The sequence below is a fragment of the Nocardiopsis codii genome (assembly GCF_036327455.1).
Taxonomy (GTDB): Bacteria; Actinomycetota; Actinomycetes; order Streptosporangiales; family Streptosporangiaceae; genus Nocardiopsis; species Nocardiopsis codii.
On sequence record NZ_JAUZMY010000035.1, the window covers coordinates 1 to 22989 of the forward strand.

Annotated in this window: 14 protein-coding genes and 1 pseudogene; 8 read left to right on the forward strand and 7 right to left on the reverse strand. The window is 73.3% G+C overall.

The window, feature by feature from the left end; translation table 11 throughout:
• From Q8791_RS26535 to Q8791_RS26545, 3 genes are all read right to left on the reverse strand, one after another.
• Positions 1-4177, reverse strand: a 4177-nt coding sequence (locus Q8791_RS26535) for a hypothetical protein (protein ID WP_330094545.1), incomplete at its 3' end; no start/stop codon positions are given.
• Entirely contained in the window at positions 4174-5067 is an 894-nt protein-coding gene (locus Q8791_RS26540; protein ID WP_330094546.1) for a DUF4132 domain-containing protein, read from the reverse strand. The genes Q8791_RS26535 and Q8791_RS26540, both read right to left, overlap by 4 nt.
• Positions 5068-5387: 320 nt before the next feature.
• Positions 5388-6353, reverse strand: a complete 966-nt coding sequence (locus tag Q8791_RS26545) for a heme o synthase (protein WP_330094547.1) — start codon at positions 6351-6353, stop codon at positions 5388-5390.
• A gap of 671 nt (positions 6354-7024) precedes the next feature.
• Here Q8791_RS26545 and tkt point away from each other — a divergent pair.
• The 6 genes and pseudogenes from tkt to Q8791_RS26575 all read left to right on the forward strand — a co-directional run.
• Positions 7025-9118 (forward strand): transketolase, encoded by a 2094-nt coding sequence (gene tkt / locus Q8791_RS26550; RefSeq protein WP_330094548.1) that lies wholly within the window; start codon positions 7025-7027, stop codon positions 9116-9118.
• A gap of 85 nt (positions 9119-9203) precedes the next feature.
• Positions 9204-10310 carry a transaldolase gene (gene tal, locus Q8791_RS26555; protein ID WP_330094549.1) on the forward strand — a complete coding sequence of 369 codons (1107 nt, stop codon included), beginning with the start codon at positions 9204-9206 and terminating at the stop codon, positions 10308-10310.
• A 154-nt stretch (positions 10311-10464) separates the two neighbouring features.
• Positions 10465-12030, forward strand: a complete 1566-nt coding sequence (gene zwf / locus Q8791_RS26560; protein WP_330094589.1) for a glucose-6-phosphate dehydrogenase — start codon at positions 10465-10467, stop codon at positions 12028-12030.
• A 28-nt stretch (positions 12031-12058) separates the two neighbouring features.
• On the forward strand, positions 12059-12979 hold the full coding sequence (locus Q8791_RS26565; RefSeq protein WP_330094550.1) for a glucose-6-phosphate dehydrogenase assembly protein OpcA: 921 nt from the start codon (positions 12059-12061) through the stop codon (positions 12977-12979).
• Positions 12980-12981: 2 nt separating this feature from the next.
• Positions 12982-13728 (forward strand): 6-phosphogluconolactonase, encoded by a 747-nt coding sequence (pgl, locus tag Q8791_RS26570; protein WP_330094551.1) that lies wholly within the window; start codon positions 12982-12984, stop codon positions 13726-13728.
• A gap of 163 nt (positions 13729-13891) precedes the next feature.
• A pseudogene (locus Q8791_RS26575) lies at positions 13892-14440 on the forward strand (pyridoxamine 5'-phosphate oxidase family protein); the annotation flags it as partial.
• 84 nt (positions 14441-14524) lie between these two features.
• On the opposite strand, the gene Q8791_RS26580 reads toward Q8791_RS26575, so the two are convergent.
• Positions 14525-16003: a UDP-N-acetylmuramoyl-L-alanyl-D-glutamate--2,6-diaminopimelate ligase gene (locus Q8791_RS26580; RefSeq protein ID WP_330094552.1), complete on the reverse strand. Its 1479-nt coding sequence runs from the start codon at positions 16001-16003 to the stop codon at positions 14525-14527.
• 599 nt (positions 16004-16602) lie between these two features.
• Positions 16603-17025, reverse strand: a complete 423-nt coding sequence (locus tag Q8791_RS26585) for a DUF6069 family protein (RefSeq protein ID WP_330094553.1) — start codon at positions 17023-17025, stop codon at positions 16603-16605.
• Positions 17026-17153: 128 nt separating this feature from the next.
• Here Q8791_RS26585 and Q8791_RS26590 point away from each other — a divergent pair, with 128 nt between their 5' ends.
• Positions 17154-18242 carry an AraC family transcriptional regulator gene (locus tag Q8791_RS26590; RefSeq protein WP_330094554.1) on the forward strand — a complete coding sequence of 363 codons (1089 nt, stop codon included), beginning with the start codon at positions 17154-17156 and terminating at the stop codon, positions 18240-18242.
• Between the two features lie 270 nt (positions 18243-18512).
• Positions 18513-19046 carry a hypothetical protein gene (locus tag Q8791_RS26595; protein WP_330094555.1) on the forward strand — a complete coding sequence of 178 codons (534 nt, stop codon included), beginning with the start codon at positions 18513-18515 and terminating at the stop codon, positions 19044-19046.
• Positions 19047-19504: 458 nt separating this feature from the next.
• Here Q8791_RS26595 and Q8791_RS26600 read toward each other — a convergent pair whose 3' ends face one another.
• Positions 19505-21034, reverse strand: coding sequence for an alpha/beta hydrolase (locus tag Q8791_RS26600; protein WP_330094556.1), 1530 nt, complete (start codon positions 21032-21034; stop codon positions 19505-19507).
• Positions 21035-21253: 219 nt separating this feature from the next.
• The gene (locus Q8791_RS26605) at positions 21254-22864 is read right to left on the reverse strand and encodes an alpha/beta hydrolase (protein WP_407942063.1); all 1611 of its coding nucleotides are present in this window, start codon (positions 22862-22864) and stop codon (positions 21254-21256) included.
• Between the last annotated feature and the right edge of the window lie 125 nt (positions 22865-22989).

A 22989-nucleotide genomic window follows, 5' to 3' on the forward strand; every position in this document is an offset into this window, starting at 1 on the left:
GGGTGGAGCCCCTGGCGTCCCGGTAGGGTTCACCCCCCACGGTCTCCAGGTGCCGTCCGAAGTCGGCGGCCCACAGGGCGCCCGCTCTGAGCAGGAGACCGGGGGCCTTCAACCGCTCCCGCACGGCGGCCAGCGCGGCGGGGACGCCGTCGCGGACCGGGTCCCCCGCGGGGAGTTCCGCGTACGCCCACGGGATGAGGCGGGCGAGGTCGACGAGGATCGCGGACAGTCGAGCCGTCGCCTCCGGCGTGTGGACGACCTCCGTGACGTGCTGGTGGCGCCGCTTGTACGACGTCAGCTGGGAGACGGCGTCCCGGGTCAGGGCTTCCTCCCCCGTGTGGTCGGCCAGCAGGCGCAGCCGCTGGAGGTCGACCCGTTCCAGCTTCGCGGCGCAGAACGCCGCGAGGGTGTCCTCCGGGAGTGCCAGTCGCCGCCCGAAGCGGTCGTTCCACGCCCGGGCGAGGCGTTCGGCGACCCCGGCGGCGCCGCCCGGCTCCCAGAGCGCGGCGATGCCCTCCGGTGTCCGGGGCAGGACCTCGCGGTACAGGTCGAGCACGTCCTCGGCGGTGAGGCCGCGCAGTTCCTCTGCCGCGAGGTTCGCCCCTGCCGAGGAGATCCCCAGGAGCGTGCGCGCACCGGCGGGGCCGGGGTTGACGCCGGAGCCGTGGAGGGCGCACAGCAGCAGGGCCGCGGCCTCCCCGACCAGACCGGTGTGCTCGGCGACGATCGCGGCGGCCTCCGGGTCCCAGGGGATCGGGCCGTGCGCGGCGACGGCGTCGGCGAACGCGGTGAGCTGGTCGCTGTCGCCCCAGCCGAGGTCGACGCGGCGGCGCTCGTACTCGGCCTCGGGGGCCTCCACCGGGAGGGCCCCGCCCGTGCGGGACTCCACGAAGGTGTGCACCCTGCTGCCCTTGCCGTAGCGGGCCTCCTGGTCCGGGACCCTCGACCGGACTCCCAGGCCGACGCGGCGGGACTCCTTCCCCTCCAGGGGCGCGAACTCCTCGCCGCCGATGATCCTCCCCGTCTCCACGGCCGCGTCGCGGTCGGCGAAGAGGGTGCGCGACCACCGCCGCAGGAAGTCCAGCAGGGCGGCCCGCTCGTCCTCGTCGGTGGTGGGCAGGGCCGCGTGCCAGGCCAGGGCGCCGACCCGGCCGAGGAGGGCGCTCCAGTCCGCGCTGGCGTGGGGGCGGTTCTCGATCTCCCGGGCGTCGGTCTCCCCTCGCAGGAACCGGTCGGTGGCCTCGACGTGGGCCCTGACGTCCCGGCCCCTCGCGCCCAGGTCGCGGAGGAAGCGGTGCAGCCCGCGGGCCAGCGGCTCCGACTCGGACTGCAGCGGCGCGCGTTCCACGGTACGGCGGATCGCGGTCAGGTAGTCGTCCAGTGTGCCGCGGAGCTTGGCGGCCGAGTGCGCGAACCCCGTGACGCCCCACACCAGGCTCGCGTGGGGGGTCGCCCCGCCCTCCGACAGCAGCGCGGTGGCGGCCTTCGGCGTGAGGACGATGTCCGCGGTCCGGGTCGTGCCGTGCTCCGCCCCCGCGGCTTCCAGCAGCGGTCCCAGATCCTCGGCCGCCACTCCGCGCAGCAGCGCGGAGGTGCGGGCGTCGCGCACCGTCATGAAGTGCCAGAACACGGGTTCGGGCAGGTAGGGGACGCCCCACTTGGCGGTGCAGTCGCAGGCCGTGCCGGTGTGGCAGCTCCAGATCTGCCCGGAGCCGTCGGCCGCGAGGAGGGTGGCGCCCCCGGCGCTGCTGAGGCCGTGGGTGCTGCCGCCCGGCGCCGTGAACAGGGCCCTGGGTGTTCCGTGGGCGAAGCCGTACCAGCGGCGGCTGCGCCTCTCGGGGACGCGCACCTCCACCGAGCGCCCGTCGGGGGCGGCGATCCTGTGGGTGGGTCCCCCGTCGACCCGGGCGAGTTCGAGGACCGCGAACCCGGCGAGCCCGTCGGTCCCGCCCAGGGGGGAGCCCTCCGTGGGCTCGCTCAGGGGGCCGAGGGTGCAGGCGTGCGGGACCAGCAGCTCCCCGTGTGCCGTGGACTGCTCCTCCAGGAACGCGGGAAGGCTGGCGCGGCCCCGGTCGCCGGTGGCGGGGTCGATCTCGTGCAGTGCGTTGCGGTCCAGGGTCCAGTAGGTGTGGCCGTCGCTGAGCACGTGCCGGTCGCCCCTGCCCGGGTCGTCCCCGGCCCGGATCGCGCGGTGGCCGGCCATGCGGGCTCCGTCCGCGGTGAGCTGTGCCCCCGCGGCGCTGCCGCCGTTCATGCGCCAGGAGTACGCGGCGGTGTCGTAGCCGGAGAAGTGGAGGACGGTGTCGGGGTCGGTGGACCAGTAGCCGTACTCGTCGTAGTTGACGCGGTAGGCGATCAGGAAGGCCCCGTCGGCGTACACGGCCCGGACGTCCTTGGCGCCGGCGGGGAGGCGCGGCGCGTGCTCGGCGACCCGGCCCTGCGGACCCACCGCGATCGCCTTGGCCTTGGAGGCCAGGGTGAGGACCGGCCAGCTGGCGATTCCGGTGATCCCGGCGCCCTGGCCCGTACCGGTCGCGCCGAGCTCGCGGGCGGCCTTCTCCAGCGCGTCCCAGGAGTACTCGCCGACGATCCCGGCACGCAGGGTGACGGCGAGCGCCTCGGCGACGTCGACGGACTCGAGCTGGGCGAGGCGTTCGGGGAAGGTCCGGAAGGCGTCGCCCCTGACCTCGGACCTGAGGTTCTCCAGGTCGAGGCCGAGCTGGGCCAGCGCCGTCCCGGGCATGGCCGCGACCAGGGCGCCCAACCGCCGGTCCACGTAGGGGTGCAGGTAGTCGTAGGGCAGCAGGTCGTCCAGGACCCGGCCGTGGGACTGGCCGTACCCCGTGGCGGCTGCCGCCAGCTGGGGTTCCCACACGGGATCGGCCCGCACGTGGGCGAGGTCGCGCCGGGCGCGGCCCCCGCTGTTGGCCACCCAGGCCTCCAGGCCCAGGGAGGCCCGGCCCGGCGGGTGGAGGGGCACCCCGAGTTCGAGGCAGGTGTCGAGCAGCGCCGGGGAGACCTCGCCGTAGTACCGGTCGGCGTGCCCCCCGATGCGGACGGGGTCGCCGTCGGCCCGAAGTCGCTCGGCCAGGCGCGGGACCAGGTCCAGGAGGTGGCCGGGCATGCTGTACCGCCAGCCCCGGCAGTGGGAGACCATGCGGGAGAACCAGGCGGCGGCGCCGCCCGGGACGGGCCTGGCGGGGTCGGCGAGCAGGTCGACGGCTCCCGCGTCGTCGAGCATCTCCAGCCACCACCCGTTGAACGCGCCGTCCCCGGAGACGAAGAGGCCGAGCAGGTCGCGGATCACGTCGTCGTCGGAGCGGCCCAGGGCCACCAGGCTCGGGCGCACCGCCTTCCAGAAGCCCTCGGGCGCCGAGGACGTGGCGGGAACGCCGAGGAGCTCGCGCACGATGGCGGCCTCCTCCGCGGCCGGGTCGAGCCCGGCGGCCTTGGCGAGGGCGCGCACCTGCTTGGGCAGGGCGGTCCAGGGCGGGAGTCCGCCCAGGGTCCGTCGGACGCTGAGCTCGCGGAACTCGGCGTAGGCGCGGGCGGGCTCGTAGCGCCGGGTGAGTTCGGCGGCGTGTCCGGCCAGGGCCTTGACCGAGAGGGCTCCGGCGAAGGCGAACTCCAGGAAGGCCTCCCTGCGGGTCTCCTCGTCGACGGGCAGGCTGTAGACGCGCTCGGCCTCGCGGGCGCGTCCGAACATGACGGCGGCGGTGCGGGCGTTGCCCGCCGCGACGAAGGCGCGCCCGGCCTGCTCCCAGTAGGACGGCAGGTGCTCCAGGGGCACGTCCTCGGCGATGCGCGCGAACTCGTCCGAGGCCGGTCCCGGGCGGTTCGCGGCCATGCGGGCGGCACGTTCCATGGGTCGGACCAGGGCGAGGGCCTCGGAGCGGCGCCCGGGGTCGTTGACCAGGGCCCACTCGGGGTAGCCGAGGCCGCGCGGGCGGGTCAGCGCCAGGGGGTCGGAGGTGTCCTCCACGGCGAATCCGAGGAAGTCCAGGGCCGCGTCCTCGGCGGGGGCGAGGGTGTCGGGGACCAGCCGCACGACGGTGCGCCCGCCGAGCAGGGGGTGGGTGTAGGCGCGGGCGCGGACGGCGTCGGTGGGGCCGTCCGCTGTGGCGTCCAGGGGGGCGAGGCCGGCGTCGAGGAGGCCGGTGCGGGGGGTGGTGGTCACGACTGCGTCGTCTCCTCTTCGGTGTTCTTGCGGCCCGCGTGGATCAGCTCGGCCATGCGGATGCCCTCGGACCAGGCGATGGGGCCGACGTCGCGGAGGGCGAGGGGGCGCTCGTCGTCGTCCACCCACAGGAGTCGGCCGGTCTCCGTGCCGTAGTCGGGTGCGTCGGAGCCGATCCAGTAGCGCGCCTGGACGGAGCGGCCCGCCTCGACGACGCGGCAGACGGCGTAGCCCCCGCGCACGGTGAAGCCGTGGCGCTGGGCGCGCCCGGTGGCGTGGCGCAGCTGCTCGAACTCCCCGCCGGAGTAGTCCTCGACGGCGGTGGCGCCGGCCGCGACCGCGGCGGGTTTGCGGTGGATGCCGCGGGTGAGCTGCGGCAGGCGCTGGGTGATACCGAGTTCGAGGGCGAACTCGCGGACGTCGTCCAGGTCCTCGATGAGGACGGGGTGGACGGGGACGACCCGGTCGGCGTCCAGCCAGGCGCTCTCGGCGTCGAGGTCGATGACGCCGATCCTCCCCCGCTCGTCCACGCCGCGCAGGAACCCGCCGTCGCCGCCGTCGGCGGGGACGACGTAGAGGTCGGTGAGCAGCTCGCACCAGGTGGGATCGGCCCAGACGCGGGCGATGACCGAGGCGGGCACGGGGAGGGAGCCCAGGAGCCAGGACTCGACCCGTTCGAGGCACTCGCGCTCGTGGCGTTCGAGCCACAGCAGGACGCCGCGCAGGTGTTCGGCCTCGCTGGACTCGCGCACCTTCTTGGGGACGCTCTTGAGCGTGCGGCCCTTGGCGTTGCGGCACAGGAGCGTGGTGCCGTCGAGGGCGAGCGCGTAGCCGTCCGGTCCGTCGGTCCAGACCAGGTCGGAGGCGGTGGGTGGGGAAGTCGTTGCCATGGTTGAGGTTATAGCGGTGACCTGTGACACCAGGGGATGGAACGCCCCGAAAACTCAGCTTCCACCACGAAGGGTGGGATGTCAGGACACTGTGTCACCGAATCCGGGCCGCGGCGTCCGATCCCCGCAGGGGAGACCGCGGAGGCGGGCGACCCGCCGACCGACGTCCCCGACGGTCCCGCCGCGGCCCGGCCGCCGGGCGCTCGGGGACGGGCGCCCCACCGCGGAGGTCCGCCTGCGGTGGGCCGGGACGCGGTCCGCACGAAGACGTGGCGCCGTCCCCCGCGGAGGGGACGGCGCCACGTGTGTCGGGCGGAGGCTCAGCCCAGCGCGTTCGCGATCAGCGGGTCGACGGTGACCGCCACGAACAGCAGCGCCAGGTAGGCGTTGGAGAGGTGGAAGAAGCCCATCGTCTTGAGCTGGGCGCCGCTGACGCCCGCCCGGGAGCGGCTGAGCAGGCGGTGCGCCTGGAACACCAGCAGTGCGCCCAGGGCGACGGCGACCGCGCCGTAGAACCAGGTGGTGCCCGCGACGGGCCAGAAGACGACCGACACGATCGCGGTGGCCCAGCTGTAGAGGACGCACTCCAGCAGGACGCGGCGGTCGCTGGCGACCACGGGCAGCATCGGCACCTTGGCCTGCGCGTAGTCCTCCCGGTAGCGCATGGCCAGGGTCCATGTGTGCGGCGGCGTCCAGAAGAACACGACCAGGAACAGGATGAACGGGGCCCAGTCCAGGCTGTTGGTGACGGCCGACCAGCCGATCAGCACCGGCATGCATCCGGCGATGCCGCCCCAGACGACGTTCTGGGCCGTGCGCCGCTTGAGGAGCATCGTGTAGACGAGGATGTAGAACAGGATCGCGAAGACCGACAGTGCGGCCGCCAGCGTGTTCACGAGGAGGGCGAACCCGACCGTGGAGCCGATCGCGAGCACCAGCCCGTAGGTGAGGGCTCCGCGGGGGGTCGCCAGGTCCATGGCGCCGGGGCGCTGCCGGGTGCGACGCATCTCACGGTCGATGTCGCGGTCGATGTAGCAGTTCATCGCGTTCGCGCTGGCCGCGGACATGGTGCCGAAGAGCAGGGTGGCGACCGCGGTCCACAGCGGTGGCACGCCTCCGGCGGCGACGAACATCACGGGGATGGTGGTGATGAGGAGGAGTTCGATGACGCGGGGCTTGGAGAGCGCCACGTAGGCCTTGACGTACTCGCCCGGGGTGGCCTTGCGGGAGGCCTCGGGCTCGTGTCCGTCGGGGGTGGTGCCCGGTACGCGGTTCGTGAGCGCCATCAGTGCCGCGTCCTCACGGCCGGACGGCTCGCTCGCGTCCCCACGGGGGGTACCGGCTCGGTTTCAGACACGCGGATACCTCGACAACTCTCGGGATTTCGACACTGCTCGCCACGCGGGGTCGAGCGGACCGACAAAGCGTCAGGAACGGCGGAAACCCCGTCAACGACATACTGTAGTACTTCCTCGCGGGGGCCGAGGACCAGCCCCCTCACAACGAAAGGCCCTGGTCTCGGGGCCGAGGCTCGCGCACGGGTCCGCCGGGTGTACAGAAGGTTCGCACACGCCCTGCCGTGCATCCAGCCTGCCACGCTCCGGGCTCCTCCGAGCACGGACCGCCCGTGGCGCAGGGCCCGCGCGCCACCGGACCAGGGCTGTTACTGGCTGGTAATGAGAGGTGTCGGGCAACGACATCCCCGGTTGCGGACGATAGGCTCGAACACGGCCGAACCTGTCGTGGTCTCCCGGCCGCGGCGGCCGTCGCCGGGGCACCGCGGACGACACGTCCGCGCCTTGACAACCGAAGCGCAGCCAGCCCCCCGCACTCCTCTCGGCCCCGTCCCTCCGGCGGGCCTTCCCGGGGTGCCCGGCGCCGCCGACGACCAACGCAACCGACGCACCCCGCCCGGACACCGGGCGCAACAGGTGCCCGAGAAGGAGAACGAAAGTCCGTGAACGCCCACACCCCGCAATCCCTGGAGTGGTCGGACCTCGACCTCCGCGCCGTCGACACGGTCAGGGCGCTGGCAATGGACGCGGTAGAGAAGTCGGGTAACGGACACCCCGGCACCGCGATGAGCCTGGCGCCCGCCGCGTACCTGCTGTTCCAGAAGGTCATGCGCCACGACCCCTCCGCTCCCGAGTGGGTGGGCCGGGACCGGTTCGTCCTGTCCATCGGCCACTCCAGCCTCACCCTCTACATCCAGCTCTACCTGGCCGGGTACGGCCTGAGCCTGGACGACCTCAAGTCCCTGCGCCAGTGGGACAGCCTGACACCCGGCCACCCCGAGGTCGGCCACACCGCCGGCGTGGAGACCACCACCGGCCCCCTCGGCCAGGGCGTGGGCAACGCCGTCGGCATGGCCATGGCGGCCCGCCGCGAGCGCGGCCTGTTCAACCCCGAGGCCGGTCCCGGCGCGAGCCCCTTCGACCACCACGTCTACGCGTTCTGCTCCGACGGCGACGTCCAGGAGGGTGTGAGCCACGAGGCGAGCGCCCTGGCCGCGACCCAGAACCTGGGCAACCTCATCATGATCTGGGACGACAACCAGATCTCCATCGAGGACGACACCCGTATCGCCCACTCCGAGGACGTCGCCGCGCGCTACCGCGCCTACGGCTGGCACGTCGAGGAGGTCGACTGGACCGCCACCGGCTCGTACGTGGAGGACATCGACGCCCTCTACCAGGCGATCCTGCGCGGCAAGGCCGAGACCGAGCGCCCGACCTTCATCAAGCTGCGCACCGTCATCGGCTGGCCCGCGCCCAACGCGCAGAACACCGGCGCGGTCCACGGCGCGGCGATGGGCCCCGACGAGATCTCCGCCACCAAGCGCATCCTCGGCCTGCCGGACGAGCCGTTCGGGGTCGAGGACGCGGTCATCGAGCACACCCGCAAGGCCCTGGAGCGGGGCCGCGAGGCCCGCTCCGCGTGGGACACCTCCTTCGAGGCGTGGCGCCAGGGCGCGGGCGAGCACGGCGAACTCTTCGACCGCCTGGTCTCCGGCAAGCTCCCCGAGGGCTGGGAGGAGGCGCTGCCCACCTACGAGCCCAGTGAGAAGGGCGTCGCCACCCGCAAGGCCAGCGGCGACGTGCTCTCGGCCCTCGCCCCGGTGCTCCCGGAGCTGTGGGGCGGTTCCGCCGACCTGGCCGGCTCCAACAACACCACGCCCAAGGGCGAGCCGTCCTTCCTGCCGTTCGAGCGGGCCAGCAGCAAGTTCCCCGGCAACCCGTACGGGCGCGTGCTGCACTTCGGCATCCGCGAGCACGGCATGGGCTCGATCCTCAACGGCATGGCCCTGCACGGACCGACCCGCCCCTACGGCGGCACCTTCCTGGTGTTCAGCGACTACATGCGCCCGGCGGTCCGCCTGGCCGCGCTGATGAAGCTGTCGGTCACCTACGTGTGGACGCACGACTCCATCGGCCTGGGCGAGGACGGCCCCACCCACCAGCCGGTCGAGCACCTGTGGGCGCTGCGCGCCATCCCGGGCCTCGACGTGATCCGCCCGGCCGACGCCAACGAGACGGCCGTCGTGTGGCGCGCGGTCGTGGAGAACACCGGCCGGCCGTCCGCGCTCGCCCTGACCCGCCAGAACGTGCCCGTCCTGGACCGGTCCGAGTACGCCCCGGCCGAGGAGGCCGTCAAGGGCGGCTACGTGCTGGCGGAGGCGACCGGCGGTTCCCCGGAGGTCATCCTGATGGCGACCGGCAGCGAGGTCCAGATCGCCCTGGAGGCCCGCAAGGTCCTGGAGGAGGCCGGAACCCCCACCCGCGTCGTGTCCATGACGTGCGTGGAGTGGTTCGAGGACCAGAGCGAGGAGTACCGCGAGAGCGTGCTGCCGTCGTCGGTGCGCGCCCGCGTGTCCGTCGAGGCCGGTATCGCCATGGGCTGGCGCGCCTACGTCGGCGACGCCGGCGAGTCGGTGAGCCTGGAGCACTTCGGTGCCTCCGCCCCGTACCAGACCCTGTACAAGAAGTTCGGCCTCACCACCGAGGCCGTCGTGGACGCCGCTCGCAAGAGCGTCGCCAGGGCCGGACGCTGACAACGCGGGTCCCGCCGGGCGACCGGCGGGGCCCGCTCCCCTTGTGCGAGAGGGCGGCAACGCCCGTGAGGAAGGCGCGAACACCATGACCAACGCACTCAAGACCCTGTCCGAGGCGGGCGTGTCCGTCTGGCTGGACGACATCAGCCGCACGCGGCTGCGCACGGGCAACCTGGCCGAACTGATGTCGACCCACCACGTCGTCGGCGTCACGTCCAACCCGAGCATCTTCGACAAGGCGCTGTCCGAGGGCGACGCCTACGACGAGCAGGTGAACGAGCTCGCCGCCCGCGGCGTCTCCGTGGAGGAGGCCGTGCGCCTGCTCACCGCCTACGACATCCGCTGGGCCGCGGACACCCTGCGCCCGGTGTACGACTCCACCGACCGCGTGGACGGCCGGGTCTCCCTGGAGGTGGACCCGCGCCTGGCCCGCGAGACCGAGCGCACGGTCGCCGAGGCCAAGGCCCTGTGGTGGCTCGTCGACCGCCCCAACCTGATGATCAAGATCCCCGCGACCGCCGAGGGCCTGCCCGCGATCACCCGGGTGCTGGGTCTGGGCATCAGCGTCAACGTCACGCTGATCTTCTCCCTGGAGCGCTACCGCCAGGTGATGGACGCGTTCCTGGAGGGCATGGAACTGGCCCGCGCGAACGGCCACGACCTCTCCCGGATCCAGTCCGTGGCGTCGTTCTTCGTCAGCCGTGTGGACTCCGAGGTCGACAAGCGGCTGAGGGCGATCGGCACCGAGGAGGCCACGGCCCTCCTCGGCCGCGCCGCGCTCGCCAACGCCCGCCTGGCCTACCAGGCCTACGAGCAGGTGTTCGAGAGCAAGGAGTGGAAGGCCCTGGAGTCGCTGGGCGCCAAGCCGCAGCGCCCGCTCTGGGCGTCCACCGGTGTGAAGGACCCCGCGTACGAGGACACCCTCTACGTCACCGGGCTGGTCGCGCGCGACACCGTCAACACGATGCCGCAGGCCACCCTGGACGCCACCGGGGACCACGCCGTCATCTCCGGCAACACCGTGCTCGGCAGCTACGCGCAGGCCCACGCCGACTTCGCCGCCCTGGAGGCCGCGGGTGTGAACCTGACCGAGGTGTTCGGCCACCTGGAGGAGGACGGGGTCGCCAAGTTCGTCACCTCGTGGGAGAGCCTGCTCAAGGGCCTCTCCGACAAGCTGGACGCCTCCGCCTGAGCGGCGCCCCCGGGGCCCGCCCCGGGGAGGCGCAGCCCGCGCTCCGACCCGGTCCCCGTCACCGCCCCGCGCCCGCACTCCGGTGCGGGCGCGGGCGCCCAGCCAGCCCCACCGGCCACTCTCAGAAGGAAAGGGACCTGTGAAAGAACCGGTGATGCCCGGAGCGGTACCCAACCCGCTCCGCAACGCCCTGGACCGCAGACTGCCCCGCATCGCCGGACCCAGCGTGCTGGTGCTGTTCGGTGTCACGGGCGACCTGGCCAGGAAGAAGCTCCTGCCCGCCGTCTACGACCTCGCCAACCGGGGGATGCTGCCGCCGGGCTTCGGCCTGGTGGGGTTCGCGCGCCGCGACTGGGAGGACCAGGACTTCGCCGAGCAGGCGCACGAGGCGGTGCGCAAGTACGCGCGCACGCCGTTCCACGAGGACGTGTGGCGCCAGCTCAGCGAGGGCGTGAGGTTCGTGCAGGGCGACCTGGACGACGACGACGCGTTCGACCGCCTGGCGGAGACCGTGCGCGAGCTGGACACCGTGCGCGGCACCGGCGGGAACTACGCGTTCTACCTCTCCCTGCCGCCCAAGCTGTTCCCGACGGTCGTCAAGCAGCTCAAGCGGTCCGGTCTGGCCGAGCCCGGCGAGGACGACGGCCCCACGACGGAGGGAGGCCTGCGGGTCGCCCCCTGGCGCCGGGTGGTGATCGAGAAGCCGTTCGGCCACGACCTGGAGAGCGCCCAGGACCTCAACGCGGTGGTGGACGACGTGTTCCCGCCGTCGTCGGTGTTCCGCATCGACCACTACCTGGGCAAGGAGACGGTCCAGAACATCCTGGCGCTGCGGTTCGCCAACACCCTGTTCGAGCCGCTGTGGAACCGCAGCTACGTGGACCACGTGCAGATCACCATGGCCGAGGACATCGGCGTGGGCGGTCGCGCGGGCTACTACGACGGGATCGGCGCGGCCCGCGACGTCATCCAGAACCACCTGCTGCAGCTCCTGGCCCTCGTGGCCATGGAGGAGCCGATCTCCTACAGCGCGGACGCGATCCGCGCCGAGAAGGAGAAGGTCCTGGCCTCGGTGTCGCTGCCGGAGGACCTGGGGACGGGGACCGCCCGGGGCCAGTACGCCGCGGGCTGGCAGGGCGGCGCGTCGGTGCGCGGCTACCTGGAGGAGGAGGGCATCCCCTCCGACTCCGTGACCGAGACCTACGCGGCGCTGAAGCTGGCGGTGGACACCCGACGCTGGTCGGGGGTGCCCTTCTACCTGCGCACCGGCAAGAGGCTGGGCCGCCGGGTGACCGAGGTGGCCCTGGTGTTCCAGGCCGCCCCGCAGCAGATGTTCCCCCGCACCGACGTCAGCGAACTGGGCCAGAACGCCCTGGTGCTGCGCATCCAGCCGGACGAGGGCGTCACCCTGCGGTTCGGCTCCAAGGTGCCCGGCGCGAGCATGGAGGTCCGTGACGTGAGCATGGACTTCACCTACGGGCAGTCCTTCACGGAGGCCAGCCCCGAGGCCTACGAGCGGCTCATCCTGGACGTGCTCATCGGCGACCCGCCCCTGTTCCCGCGTCAGGAGGAGGTCGAGCTCTCCTGGCGCATCCTCGACCCGGTCGAGGAGTACTGGGCCAAGTCGGGGCAGCCCGAGCAGTACGGCTCGGGCACCTGGGGGCCGGAGTCGGCCGAGAACCTGCTCGCCAGGGACGGCCGCCAGTGGCGGCGCCCGTGACCAGCCACGACCACGCGGGGAGGAACCCATGACGCTCTACCTGCCGCGCACCACGACCTCGCAGATCACCGAGGCGCTCATGTCCGAGCGGCTCAGCGTCGGCGGCGGCGCCATGAACATGGTGCTGACCCTGGTCATCGTCACCGACGAGGCCGACCACTACGACGCCGTGCGGGCGGCCACCGAGGCCGGCCGCGAGCACCCCTCGCGCGTGGTGGCGCTGATCCGGCGCGACCCCGACACCGAACCGGCCATCGACGCCGAGATCCGCAGGCCGGGCACCTCCGGTCCGGGCGAGGCCGTCCTGCTGCGGCTGTACGGACCGCTCGGCGAGCACGCGGACTCGGTGGTCACGCCCCTGCTGGTCCCCGACGCCCCCGTGGTGGCGTGGTGGCCGGGTGTGGGCCCGGTCGACCCGGCCGCCGACGCCGTGGGCCGTCTGGCCCAGCGCCGCATCACCGACGCGCTGCGCGCCCCCGACCCGTTGCGGGACCTGGTGGAACGGGTAGCCCACTACAGTCCGGGCGACACGGACCTGACCTGGACCCGGCTGACGCCGTGGCGCTCGCTCCTGGCCAGCGCCATGGACCAGCCGTCCGGGTGGGTGAACTCGGCGCGGGTGACGGCCGAGTCGCACTACCCGAGCGCCGAACTGCTGGCGGCTTGGCTGTCCGACCGGTTGGAGGTGCCCGTGGAACGCGCCACCTCCCACGGTCCCGGCCTGACCGAGGTCAGACTGACCACCTCGGAGGGGGACATCACGATCTCCCGGGTGGACGGCAGGGTGGCCACGCTGTCGCGGTTCGGGCAGCCGGACCAGACGGTGGCGCTGGCACGGCGCGGCGCCGCCCTGGCGCTCGCCGAGGAGCTGCGCCGCCTGGACGCCGACGAGACGTACGAGAGCGCGGCCCGTCACCTGGGGCCGCTGCTCACGGGAAGCGGAGCATGAGGATGAGCGAACCGGAGATCGTCCGCCACACGGACGCGGCGGGACTGGCCGACAGCCTGGCGTTGCGGCTGGTCAACCTGATCGTCCAGGCCGAGGCGGACAAGCGTGACTTCCACCTCGTCCTGACCGGGGGCGGGATCGGCATCCGGGCCCTGGAGTCGGTGCGCGACCACGCCAACGAGGCCGGGATCAGCTGGGCGCACGTGCACCTGTGGTGGGGGGACGAGCGCTACCTGCCGGACAAGGACCCCGAGCGCAACGAGACCCAGGCGTGCAAGGCCCTGATCAACCAGATCTCGATCCCGACGCACCAGGTGCACCCGATCCCCGCCTCCGACGGGCTGGACGGCGGCCACGTGGAGCACGCGGCGACCCGGTACGGCCGGGAGCTGGCGGTGGCGGCGCGCGGCGAGGGCCCCGTGCCCGTGTTCGACGTGTGCCTGCTGGGCGTCGGCCCCGACGCGCACGTGGCGTCGCTGTTCCCGGGGCTGTCGGCGGTGCGCGAGGACGAGGCGTCCGTGGCAGCGGTGCACGACTCGCCCAAGCCCCCCGCCGAGCGGGTCACGCTGACGCTGTCGTCCATCCGCACGGCCCGCCAGGTGTGGGTGCTGGCCTCGGGTGAGGGCAAGGCCGAGGCGGTGCGCCTGGGGCTGGCCGGGGGCGGGGTCGACGAGGCCCCGGTGGCCGGGGCCCGCGGCTCGGAGAAGACCGTGTTCTGGGTGGACGAGGCCGCGGCCTCGAAGCTGTAGCGACCCTCGGCGTACGCGAGCGCCCCGGCCGGGGGCGGATTCAAAAGGCCCGGCCGGGGCGCTCGCGTGTCCGGTCGGCGCGTCCGGCCGCCGCTGGGGCGCACCGGCCCCGGCCGCCCGGCCGCCCGGGACCGCGGGGCGCCCTGGTGGCAGACTTGCCGACATGGCGAGAATCCACGACACCATCGGTCCCCGGCTGGCACGCTTCCTCCTCGACCAGCCGGTGTTCTTCGTCGGCACCGCGCCCCTGGGGGCGCAGGGCCACGTCAACGTCTCCCCCAAGGGCATGAGCGGCACCTTCGCCGTGCTCGGCGAGGACCGGGTGGCCTATCTCGACTACGCGGGGTCGGGGACGGAGACCATCGCCCACCTGAGGGAGAACGGGCGCGTCGTCCTGATGTTCTGTGCCTTCGACGGGCCGCCGAACATCGTGCGCCTCCACGGCCGCGGGCGCGTCGTCCTGCCCGCCGACGCCGGCTTCGACGAGCTGCGTTCCCACTTCCCCAAGGAGCGGACCCTCGGGCAGCGGGCCGTCATCGTGGTCGACGTCCAGCGCGTCTCCGACTCCTGCGGTTTCTCCGTGCCCCTGATGGACGTGCGCGGCGATCGCGATCTGCTGGACCGCCACCACGAACGCCGCGACCCCGCCTACTTCACCGACTACTGGCGCACCCGCAACGCCACCAGCATCGACGGCCTGCCCGGCGTGCCCGCGCCGTCCGACCGGACCGCGGAGCCCCCCCGGGGCCGCCCCGACCCCGTCCTGAAGGCGGGCGCGGGGCTCGGGCGCCGTGCCTCAGTCGCGGGAGAGCTCGCGGACGGTCGCCATGTCGTCGAAGGGGAGCAGCGCGTCGCCGACGATCTGGTGCGACTCGCTGCCCTTGCCGGCGAGCAGGACGACGTCGCCCGGCTCCGCCGCGGCCAGGGCTGCGGAGATGGCCCCGCGGCGGTCGCCGAGCCGCTCGAAGGGGGTGCCGGTCACGGCGATCCCCGGAGCGACCTGATCCATGATCGCTTCCGGGTCCTCGCCGCGCGGGTTGTCCGAGGTGAGGAAGCACAGGTCGGAGTAGGTGCCCGCGATCTCCCCCATCCGCGCGCGCTTGGTGGTGTCGCGGTCCCCTCCGCAGCCGAAGACGGTGAGCACCCGCCCCCGGGCGAACCCTCGGATCGTCTGGAGGACCTTGTCCAGCGAGTCCGGTGAGTGGGCGTAGTCCACGATCACGGAGACCCCGCGCGGGGCGTCGAAGTGCTCGAAACGGCCGGGGATCTGAGGCATGCGCTCGAGGGCGTCCACGAGAGGGCCCAGCTCGTGGCCGAACCGGTGGCAGGCCGCCACGGCCGCGAGCGCGTTGGAGACCGAGAACCTGCCCGGCACGGGAATCGCCGCCGGGTACTTGCGGCCGTCGTGGTGCAGGACGAAACGCGTCCCCGAGGCGTCGACGACCAGGTCCGTCGCCCGGTAGTCGGCCTCGGCCTCGATGGCGTAGGTGGTCACCGCACCGGGCATCATGGCGGGGATCGCCGCCCCGACCGGGTCGTCGGCGTTGACCACGGCGTGGCGGCACATGCCCCGGAAGAGGCGCAGTTTGGCGTCGCGGTAGTTCTCCATGGTGCCGTGGTCGTCCAGGTGGTCCTGGGTGAGGTTGGTGAAGATCCCGACGTCCACGAAGGAACCGTCCACGCGGTGGTGCAGCAGCCCCATCGAGGTGGCCTCCAGCACCACGCTGACGGTGCCGCGGTCGCGCATGCGCCCCAGGATGTACTGGAGGTCGGGGGACTCCGGGGTGCTCAGCACCGACCGGGGCATGGGGACGGGGTCGCCGCCGGTGCGGCTGCCGGAGGTGCCGATGACCCCGACACGGGCGCCCTTGGCGAGGCTCAGCAGCGATTCGTACATGGACGACACCGAGGTCTTGCCGTTGGTCCCGGTGACGGCGACCACGTCCATCCCCCGGCCCGGGTGTCCGTAGTAGCGCGCGGAGACGACCGCCGCAGCGGTGCGGGCGTCGGCCACCCGGACCACGCACGCGTCGGGGTGCGCGGACCAGGGCGGGGCGCCCGGCGGCCCCGCCTCGAGGAGGACGGCCGCGGCGCCCCGGACGAGGGCGGGGACGGCACCGGCGGTCCCGCCCCCGTCGTGTCCGGGCACGGCGACGTACAGCGACCCGGGAGCCACCCGGTGGACGTCCAGGCACGGTCCGGCGGTGATCCGGGAGTCCGGGTCTCCGTGCAGGACCTGGTGGTCATGGCCTTCGAGCAGCTCGCTCAGCTTCACGAGTGGGTCCCTTCGGGCGGGCGCGCTCCGTTCGCACGGGCGGCACCGGTGGGCACGGCCGACGGGATGGCCGAGGGCCGGCGGGGCAGGGAGCGGTGGTGCTGCGTTGCGGGGCCGGTGAGGGCCGGGCGCGGCCCCCGGTCAGGGGGCGGCGCACCGTGTGTGCGGGAGCGCGACGGACCGTGACGCACAGGGGTCGCGGGGGCACGGCAGCGGACGGAGCCGCGGATGGAGGTCGCTAGCCGTGGCCGTGGAGAGCCCGGAGTCCGGTGCGGGGAGCCTCCGGTACGGCGGAGGTCGACCCCGTGACGGCGGAGGGGGCGGTGGCCGCCCGGCACGGGCGGGTGAGGGGCGAACCCTGTCCACACGCGCGAGTAACGGCCATATCCCGAGTGTACGCGCCCGGTCGCGGACCGCAGCGCGCGGCCCGACCGCACCGGACGGGAGGGGCTCCGGGGGCGGGGCGCGGGCGAGCGAAGGCCGCGCGGGACGGGGACCCGCGAACGCACGGCCGGGCCCCTCCCCCACGAGCGGGGAGGGGCCCGGCGGGGGCCGGGGCGCGCACACGGGGCGGGGCGCCGGGGTCCGCCCCGGCGGGGTCAGGAGTCCGCGGCGGTCCTCCAGAACACCGGAATCAGGATGGCGGCCACCACGACGTGGGAGAGGAGGAGGACGGCCTCGGTGGCGGCGCTGCCCCCGACCGACATCGAGGGCGCGAACGAGACCAGCGTGAAGACCACCGCGACGATCGTCCACACCAGGCGTGCACGGGACCCGAGGACGCGCTCGGCCAGTGCGAAGGTGCCCCAGCCGATGAGCCCGAACACGGTCGTGAAGAGGACGAAGGCCACGAGCGGCACGGGGCCCTCGGGCTGCCCGGGCGGCGCGATGAGCATGTCGATGCCGACGAGCGGGGCCAGGGCGCCGAGCAGCGCGTTGGCGAGCACCGCCGCGACGACGGCGGCGAGGCGGGGCTTCCACACGGGGCGGACGGTACGGGTGTCAGGGGATGTCGCGGTCATGGTGTTTCCTCACGTCGTGTAGGTACGACATTGACCGTACGACCCCAAGAAGATACTTCCTATGTGCGAGAGGATCATTTGTATACTCGATCGTCCAGGTCTCGTGTGACCAAGGATACGATGACCGCATGGACGTTCTGAGTGACGTGATCTCGACCATCCGGACGGGGCAGCCGCGCTCGACCCGTATCGCCTGGCACTCCCCGTGGGGCATGCGCTTCCCCGAGACCACGGGACCGGGGTTCCAGGTCGTGCTCCAGGGTTCGTGCTGGCTGCTGATGGACGGGGAGGAACCCCTCCGCCTGGGGGTCGGCGACGTGGTGTTCCTTCCGCACGGCCAGGAGTTCGCGCTCGCGGACAGCACCGAACACCCTCTTCCCGACCCGAGCTGCCACTCCTTCGTGAGCGCGCTGCGGGAGTCGGGCTCCCTCCCTCCCCTCGACCGTCCCGGCCCCCCGGTGACCGAGCTGGTCTGCGACGCCGACGGGCCGCGTCCGCTGCTGCGCCGGTTCGGCTCGGCCTCCGTCGGCACCGCCGACGCGGACGGCCCCTCGTGCGTCACCGTGGGCGGCGCCTACCACGCGTGCCCGGCCCGGCCGCACCCGATGCTCACCGAGCTGCCCCGGGTGGTCCACCTGCCCGCACGGGTGGGGATGAGGCCCGAACTGACCGCCGCCGTCGACCTCCTGGGGGGCGAGCTGGGGGGACCCCGCCAGGGCAGCGACGCCGTCATCCCGTCGCTGCTGGACATCCTGCTGCTGTACATCCTGCGGGCGTTCCTGGAGGAGCACCGCCCGGGCGGGGCCTGCGGCTGGGTCGGCGCCCTGCGCGACCCTGCGGTGAGCGCCGCGGTCAAGGCCGTCCACGAGGACCCCGCCCACCCGTGGACGGTGGCGGGGCTGGGCGAGCGCGCGGGCCTGTCCAGGGCCGCGTTCTCCAGGAGGTTCACCTCCCTGGTGGGCCAGTCCCCGCTGGCGTACGTGACCTGGTGGCGGCTGACCCGGGCCGGCCTGCTGCTCCGGGAGTCCGACGCGCCGATCAGCGCCGTCGCCGCCCGGGTGGGCTACTCCTCGCAGTTCGCGTTCGCCAACGCGTTCAAGCGCGAGTTCGGGATGGCCCCCGGTGGCTACCGCCGGGGGACGGACGCCCTCCTCACCGCGGACGCGGCGCCGGAGACGGCTTCCGGGCCCCGCCGAGCAGTCCCGGATCCCGCGTAGGCGGGCGGGGGTCGTCCGTCCCCGCGCGCCCCCGCCCTCCGCCGTGCAGGTCTCCGGCCGTCGGCGGACCCGTCCGCCGCGCGCCGCTTGGGACTCCAGCCGTAGATCGCGACCATCCTCGACGAGTGGTTTGCCGTCGCCGGTCGTGGCAGTGGAGAGCGCACGGTGGTGGGCGGCACCGCCCCGTGGTCTCCGGCGTGGATAGCATCACCTGGCCGGTGCAGGACGTCCGCAACTCCGCCAGGCGTCCCGGCCCGGCAAGGAGGCCACATGAGCGAGGCGTACTCGCCGATCCCGGAGCTGAACCTGCTCAAGGAGTTCGACGACCGGATCGGCCCGGTCTACTACTCGGAGGGTTTCGAGCTGCGCGAGTACGGCGCGGACGCCGGCCTCCACACCTGGTCGGAGCATCCGGAGTTCCTGAGCCGGTTCATCCCCTTCGCGCAGGCCAACCACTCCGGCTCCGACTACGCGCTGTGGCGGTGCGACGATCGGACCGACCTCGCCACTCTGCCCGTCGTCCTGGTCGGCGATGAAGGGCACCTCTATGTGATCGCGCGCGACCTGAGGGAACTCTTCCAGCTTCTGGCCGTCGACGGCGAGCCTCTCGCCGACTTCGGGTTTCCTGCCCCTGAGGAAGTCGAGGAACACAGCGAGGGCCACCACGAGTTCCTCACCTGGTTGAACCGGAATTTCGGCCTTGAGCCACCGGAGGACCTGGACGCACTGTGGACCGCGCGCAAGGAGTCCGACGATCGGTTCAGGGCATGGGTGAGCCGGTTCGTCGAGCTGGACGGTCGCTGACGGCCCATCGCAGTCCGTGAACTCCATGGCTGTGCGGCTTGTCGCCGGTCGTGGCCCACCCGGGCTCGGGCCCGGTGGCGGCGCCGCCGGCCGGTCCGGCTGAGCCGGTGGGCCCTGTCGTGGACAAGCTGGACGACGAGGGTGATGAACAGGCGCTGCATTTCGCGGCAGCGAGAGGTATGAGCCCCTTCGGCGACGCTCCAGCAGTTTCTGCGCGGCGGGTCCGACAGCAGCCGTCCGCGCCGGCGAGTCCACGGTCTACGGCTGGAGTACTAGGCCGCGTTCCGCGGATCATTCCGGGCTCGCGTCCCCCGGGCTGCCTCTCGCCGCGCCGACTGCGCTTGGACAGCCAAACCCGGGCTGCCCTGCGCTACCCGTCTTGCGAGAGATGGCCCGGAAGCCGCTCGCGTCGATCGGCGCAAGCGCCGAGTCAACCGAAAGCATCCACGGACCACGCCCTAGGCGAGGGTCTGCGGGCAGGTCAGTCCCGGCGCCGGCACCTTCCCGGTGATCAGGTACTCGTCCAGGGGCTCGTCCACGCAGGCGCTCTTGCCCGAGCCGTACACGGTGTGGCCGCCGCCCTCGTAGGTGACCAGGACCGAGGTCGTGAGCCGGGCGTGCATGCGCCGGGCCCACCGGTAGGAGGTCGCGGGGTCGCCCACGTTGCCGACGAGCACGATCGGCGGCGCCGCGGACGCCGTGAACTCCTGGGCGCCCGTCTCCGCGGAGGGCCAGCGTGCGCACGACGCCGTCGCCCACACGGGGGCTCCGCCGAACAGCGGCGCCCGCAGCTCGGCCGCCCCGACGGCCTCCTGGTAGACGCGCAGGTCCCGCGGGTCCTCCCGGTCGGCGCACATGACGGCCGTGTAGGAGTCCGCCCTCTCGTCGGTGTCACGGCCGAACGTGCGGTCGAACATGTACTCCAGGTACCGCTCGTACGTCTCGGATCCGGTCTCCCCCTCGGCCAGGGCGGTGAAGAACCCGACCAGGTAGGCCCAGGACCACTCGTCGTAGAGCTGTGTGCCGACCATCTCCATCAGCATCCCGCCGGTGACCGTGTGCCCCCGGACCGTCGGCCGGTCCCGGTCGAACCGCTCCAGGAGGTGGAGGGTCTCCTTCACCGCGGCCTCCCCCGACGTGAAGGGGCAGTCGTCCGCGGTCTCGACGCAGTGGTCCGCGACCATCCTCCAGGAACGCTCGAAGGCCTCCTGGGTCTCCACGGCGAGCCGGACGTTGGACGGCACGGTGTCCACGACCCCGTCCAGGACCAGGGCCCTCGTGCGGTCGGGGAACATGTCCGCGTACAGGGCGCCGATGTGGGTGCCGTACGAGTAGCCGACGTACGTCAGCTTGTCGTCGCCCAGGGCGTCGCGAAGGACGTCCAGGTCACGGACCACGTTGACGGTGCCCATCCGCGACAGGAAGGCCTCGCCGGCCGCTTCGGCGCAGCTCTCCCCGTAGGCCTGGGCCGCCTCGCCCAGCCCGCGCAGTTCCGTGGCGGTCGCCTTCGCCGCGTCCTCGGGTACGAGGCGCTCCAGCTGCCTGTCCCAGGCCCGCGTCCCCCCGCACTCCAGGCCCTCGCTCTGCCCGACACCGCGGGGGTCGAACCCCACCAGGTCGAAGGCGGACTGCACACGCTCCCCCAGGAAGGGGTTGCGCATGCCGTCCACCGTCGAGACCCCGGGTCCCCCGAAGTCGACCACCAGCGAACCCCTGCGCTCCGTCTCCGGTCCGTGCGCCGGCCTGCGGGTCAGGGCGATCCCGATCGTCTCCCCGCCGGGGTTGCCGTAGTCGACCGGGACCGTGAGCGTTCCGCACTCGAGCCCCGCCATCCACGCGGGGGTGCCCCCGCCCGCGTCGGCGTCGACCGCGTCCAGCTCCGCCTGGGTGAAGCAGGCGCTCCAGGCGACGTCCTGGCCGTAGAACGGGAGCGGCACGTCGACGTCGGCCGGGAGCGGCGCGAACCCCGTGGTCGCCGCGAGCGCCACGGCGAGTCCCGCCGCCCCGAGCGGGGCCCCCGCTCCGCCGAACCGCCAGAAAGCACACGCTTGACGCCTTGTCCGCACCGCTGCTCCGTTCCCGTCAGTGCCGGCCGGCCACCGCCGGGGTCTTTCGCACCATCCCAGCTGAGAACGGGTCGATCACGGACGGTAACATCCTGTTCGGGAGGTAAACAGTCGGTCTTGATTGGCGCCGCAGCCCCCGGGTCAGGTGCGCGGGCAGGTGAGACCGGGGCGCGGCGCCTCTCCCGTCAGCAGGTAGGCGTCCACGGGTCCGTCCACGCAGTCGCTGCGCCCCTTCCCGTACAGCGTGTGCCCGGCCCCCTCGTAGGTGACCAGGACGCCCGTCTCCAGCTGCCCGGCGAGTTCCTCGGCCCACGCGTAGGGCGTGGCCGGGTCCCCGACCGTCCCGATCACCACGATGGGCGGCGCGTCCGGGGCCGTGAACCCCGTGGGCGCCTCCTCGCTCTCCGGCCAGTACGCGCACGGCAGCTGCTCCCACACCAGTTCGGGGCCGAACAGCGGTGACAGCACGTCCGCGCGGTCGGCCGCGTCCCGGTAGGCCGCCACGTCGTCGGGGTCGGCGCGGTCGGCGCAGTTCACCGCGGTGAACACGGCGTTGGCGTCCTGGTGCTCCGCCCGCGGGTCGACGTCCTCGGGGTCGACGTCCTTGTACTTGCCGAACGTGTTGCCGTACAGCTCCCCGAGGCGGCGCGCGGTCCCCTCCCCGTCGCCGGCGTCGAGCGCGGCGAGCAGCTCGGCCAGGTAGTCCCAGCTCTCCTCGTGGTACAGCTCCATGCCGATCATCCGGAGCAGGGTGTCCCCGTCGACGGGGACGCCCTCCGCCTCGGCGGGATCCCGGTCGAGCCCGGCCATGAGCTCACCCATCCGCGCGTCGGACCCGTTCCCGCCACCGGAGGCGGGACCGGCGAACGGACACCGCTCGACCTCGGCCGTGCAGTGGGCGACGAACATGTCCCAGGTGTTCTGGTAGGCGGCGACCTGGTCCAGGGCGATCCCCGCGTTGGACAGCTCGGTCTCCACCGCTCCGTCCAGGACCAGTGCCCGCGTCCTCCGCGGGAACATCTCCGCGTAGAGGGCGCCGATGTGCGTGCCGTACGAGTAGCCCACGAAGCTCAACCGCTCGTCGCCGAGCGCGTCCCGGATCACGTCCAGGTCGCGGACGACGTTCACGGTGCCCAGGTGCGCGAGGAACTCCTCGCCCACCGTCTCCGTGCACGACTCGGCGTAGCGGCGGGCGGCGTCCTCCAGCGGCCGGAGTTCCACGTCGGTCAGGTCCGCGGGGTCGGTGTCGGCGACGCGCCTGAGCGCGTCGTCCATCACGTACACGTCCCCGCACGCGAACCCCCCGCTCTCCCCGACACCGCGCGGGTCGAAGGAGACCAGGTCGAAGGCGGCGCGGACGTCGTCGCCGAAGAACGGGAAGTCCAGCATCTCGATGCCGGAGACACCGGGTCCCCCGGGGTTGAGCACCAGGGAGCCCAGTCGCTCCTCCGCCGGGCCGGTGGCCGGAGCCCGGATCAGGGCGATGTCCACCACCGTCCCGTCCGGCCGGTCGTGGTCCAGGGGGACGGTGACGGTCCCGCACTCCAGGGTCTCCAACCAGTCCGGGTCGGCCCCCCAGCCGGCGAGCTCGCCGACCTGCCGACCGTCGTAGCAGGTCCGCCAGTCCACCTCCTGCCCCGCGAAGGGCCCGTCCTGCCCCGGAGGCTCCGGCGAGCACCCCGCGCACAGCAGCACCGTCGCCGCGGCCCCGGCCAGCGCAGCCGTCCCGGCCCCTCCCGCCCCGGTTCGCACGCCGTCACCGACGACCGCTGCTCCACCGACCACGCGCGGCTCCGTTCCCGCCCCCGCGCCCCCGCGCGGCGGCCGTGTCACACCGGGACCGGCTCGTCCCCCACCGGAGAGGGTGCCGCACGGGA

Excerpts from the sequence above, each read along its gene's own strand:
- Q8791_RS26595 (WP_330094555.1), top strand. The coding sequence starts at position 18,513 with ATGAGCGAGGCGTACTCGCCGATCCCGGAGCTGAACCTGCTCAAGGAG.
- tal (WP_330094549.1), top strand. The coding sequence starts at position 9,204 with ATGACCAACGCACTCAAGACCCTGTCCGAGGCGGGCGTGTCCGTCTGG.
- Q8791_RS26585 (WP_330094553.1), bottom strand. The coding sequence starts at position 17,025 with ATGACCGCGACATCCCCTGACACCCGTACCGTCCGCCCCGTGTGGAAG.
- Q8791_RS26540 (WP_330094546.1), bottom strand. The coding sequence starts at position 5,067 with ATGGCAACGACTTCCCCACCCACCGCCTCCGACCTGGTCTGGACCGAC.
- Q8791_RS26565 (WP_330094550.1), top strand. The coding sequence starts at position 12,059 with ATGACGCTCTACCTGCCGCGCACCACGACCTCGCAGATCACCGAGGCG.
- pgl (WP_330094551.1), top strand. The coding sequence starts at position 12,982 with ATGAGCGAACCGGAGATCGTCCGCCACACGGACGCGGCGGGACTGGCC.
- Q8791_RS26590 (WP_330094554.1), top strand. The coding sequence starts at position 17,154 with ATGGACGTTCTGAGTGACGTGATCTCGACCATCCGGACGGGGCAGCCG.
- zwf (WP_330094589.1), top strand. The coding sequence starts at position 10,465 with ATGCCCGGAGCGGTACCCAACCCGCTCCGCAACGCCCTGGACCGCAGA.
- Q8791_RS26545 (WP_330094547.1), bottom strand. The coding sequence starts at position 6,353 with ATGGCGCTCACGAACCGCGTACCGGGCACCACCCCCGACGGACACGAG.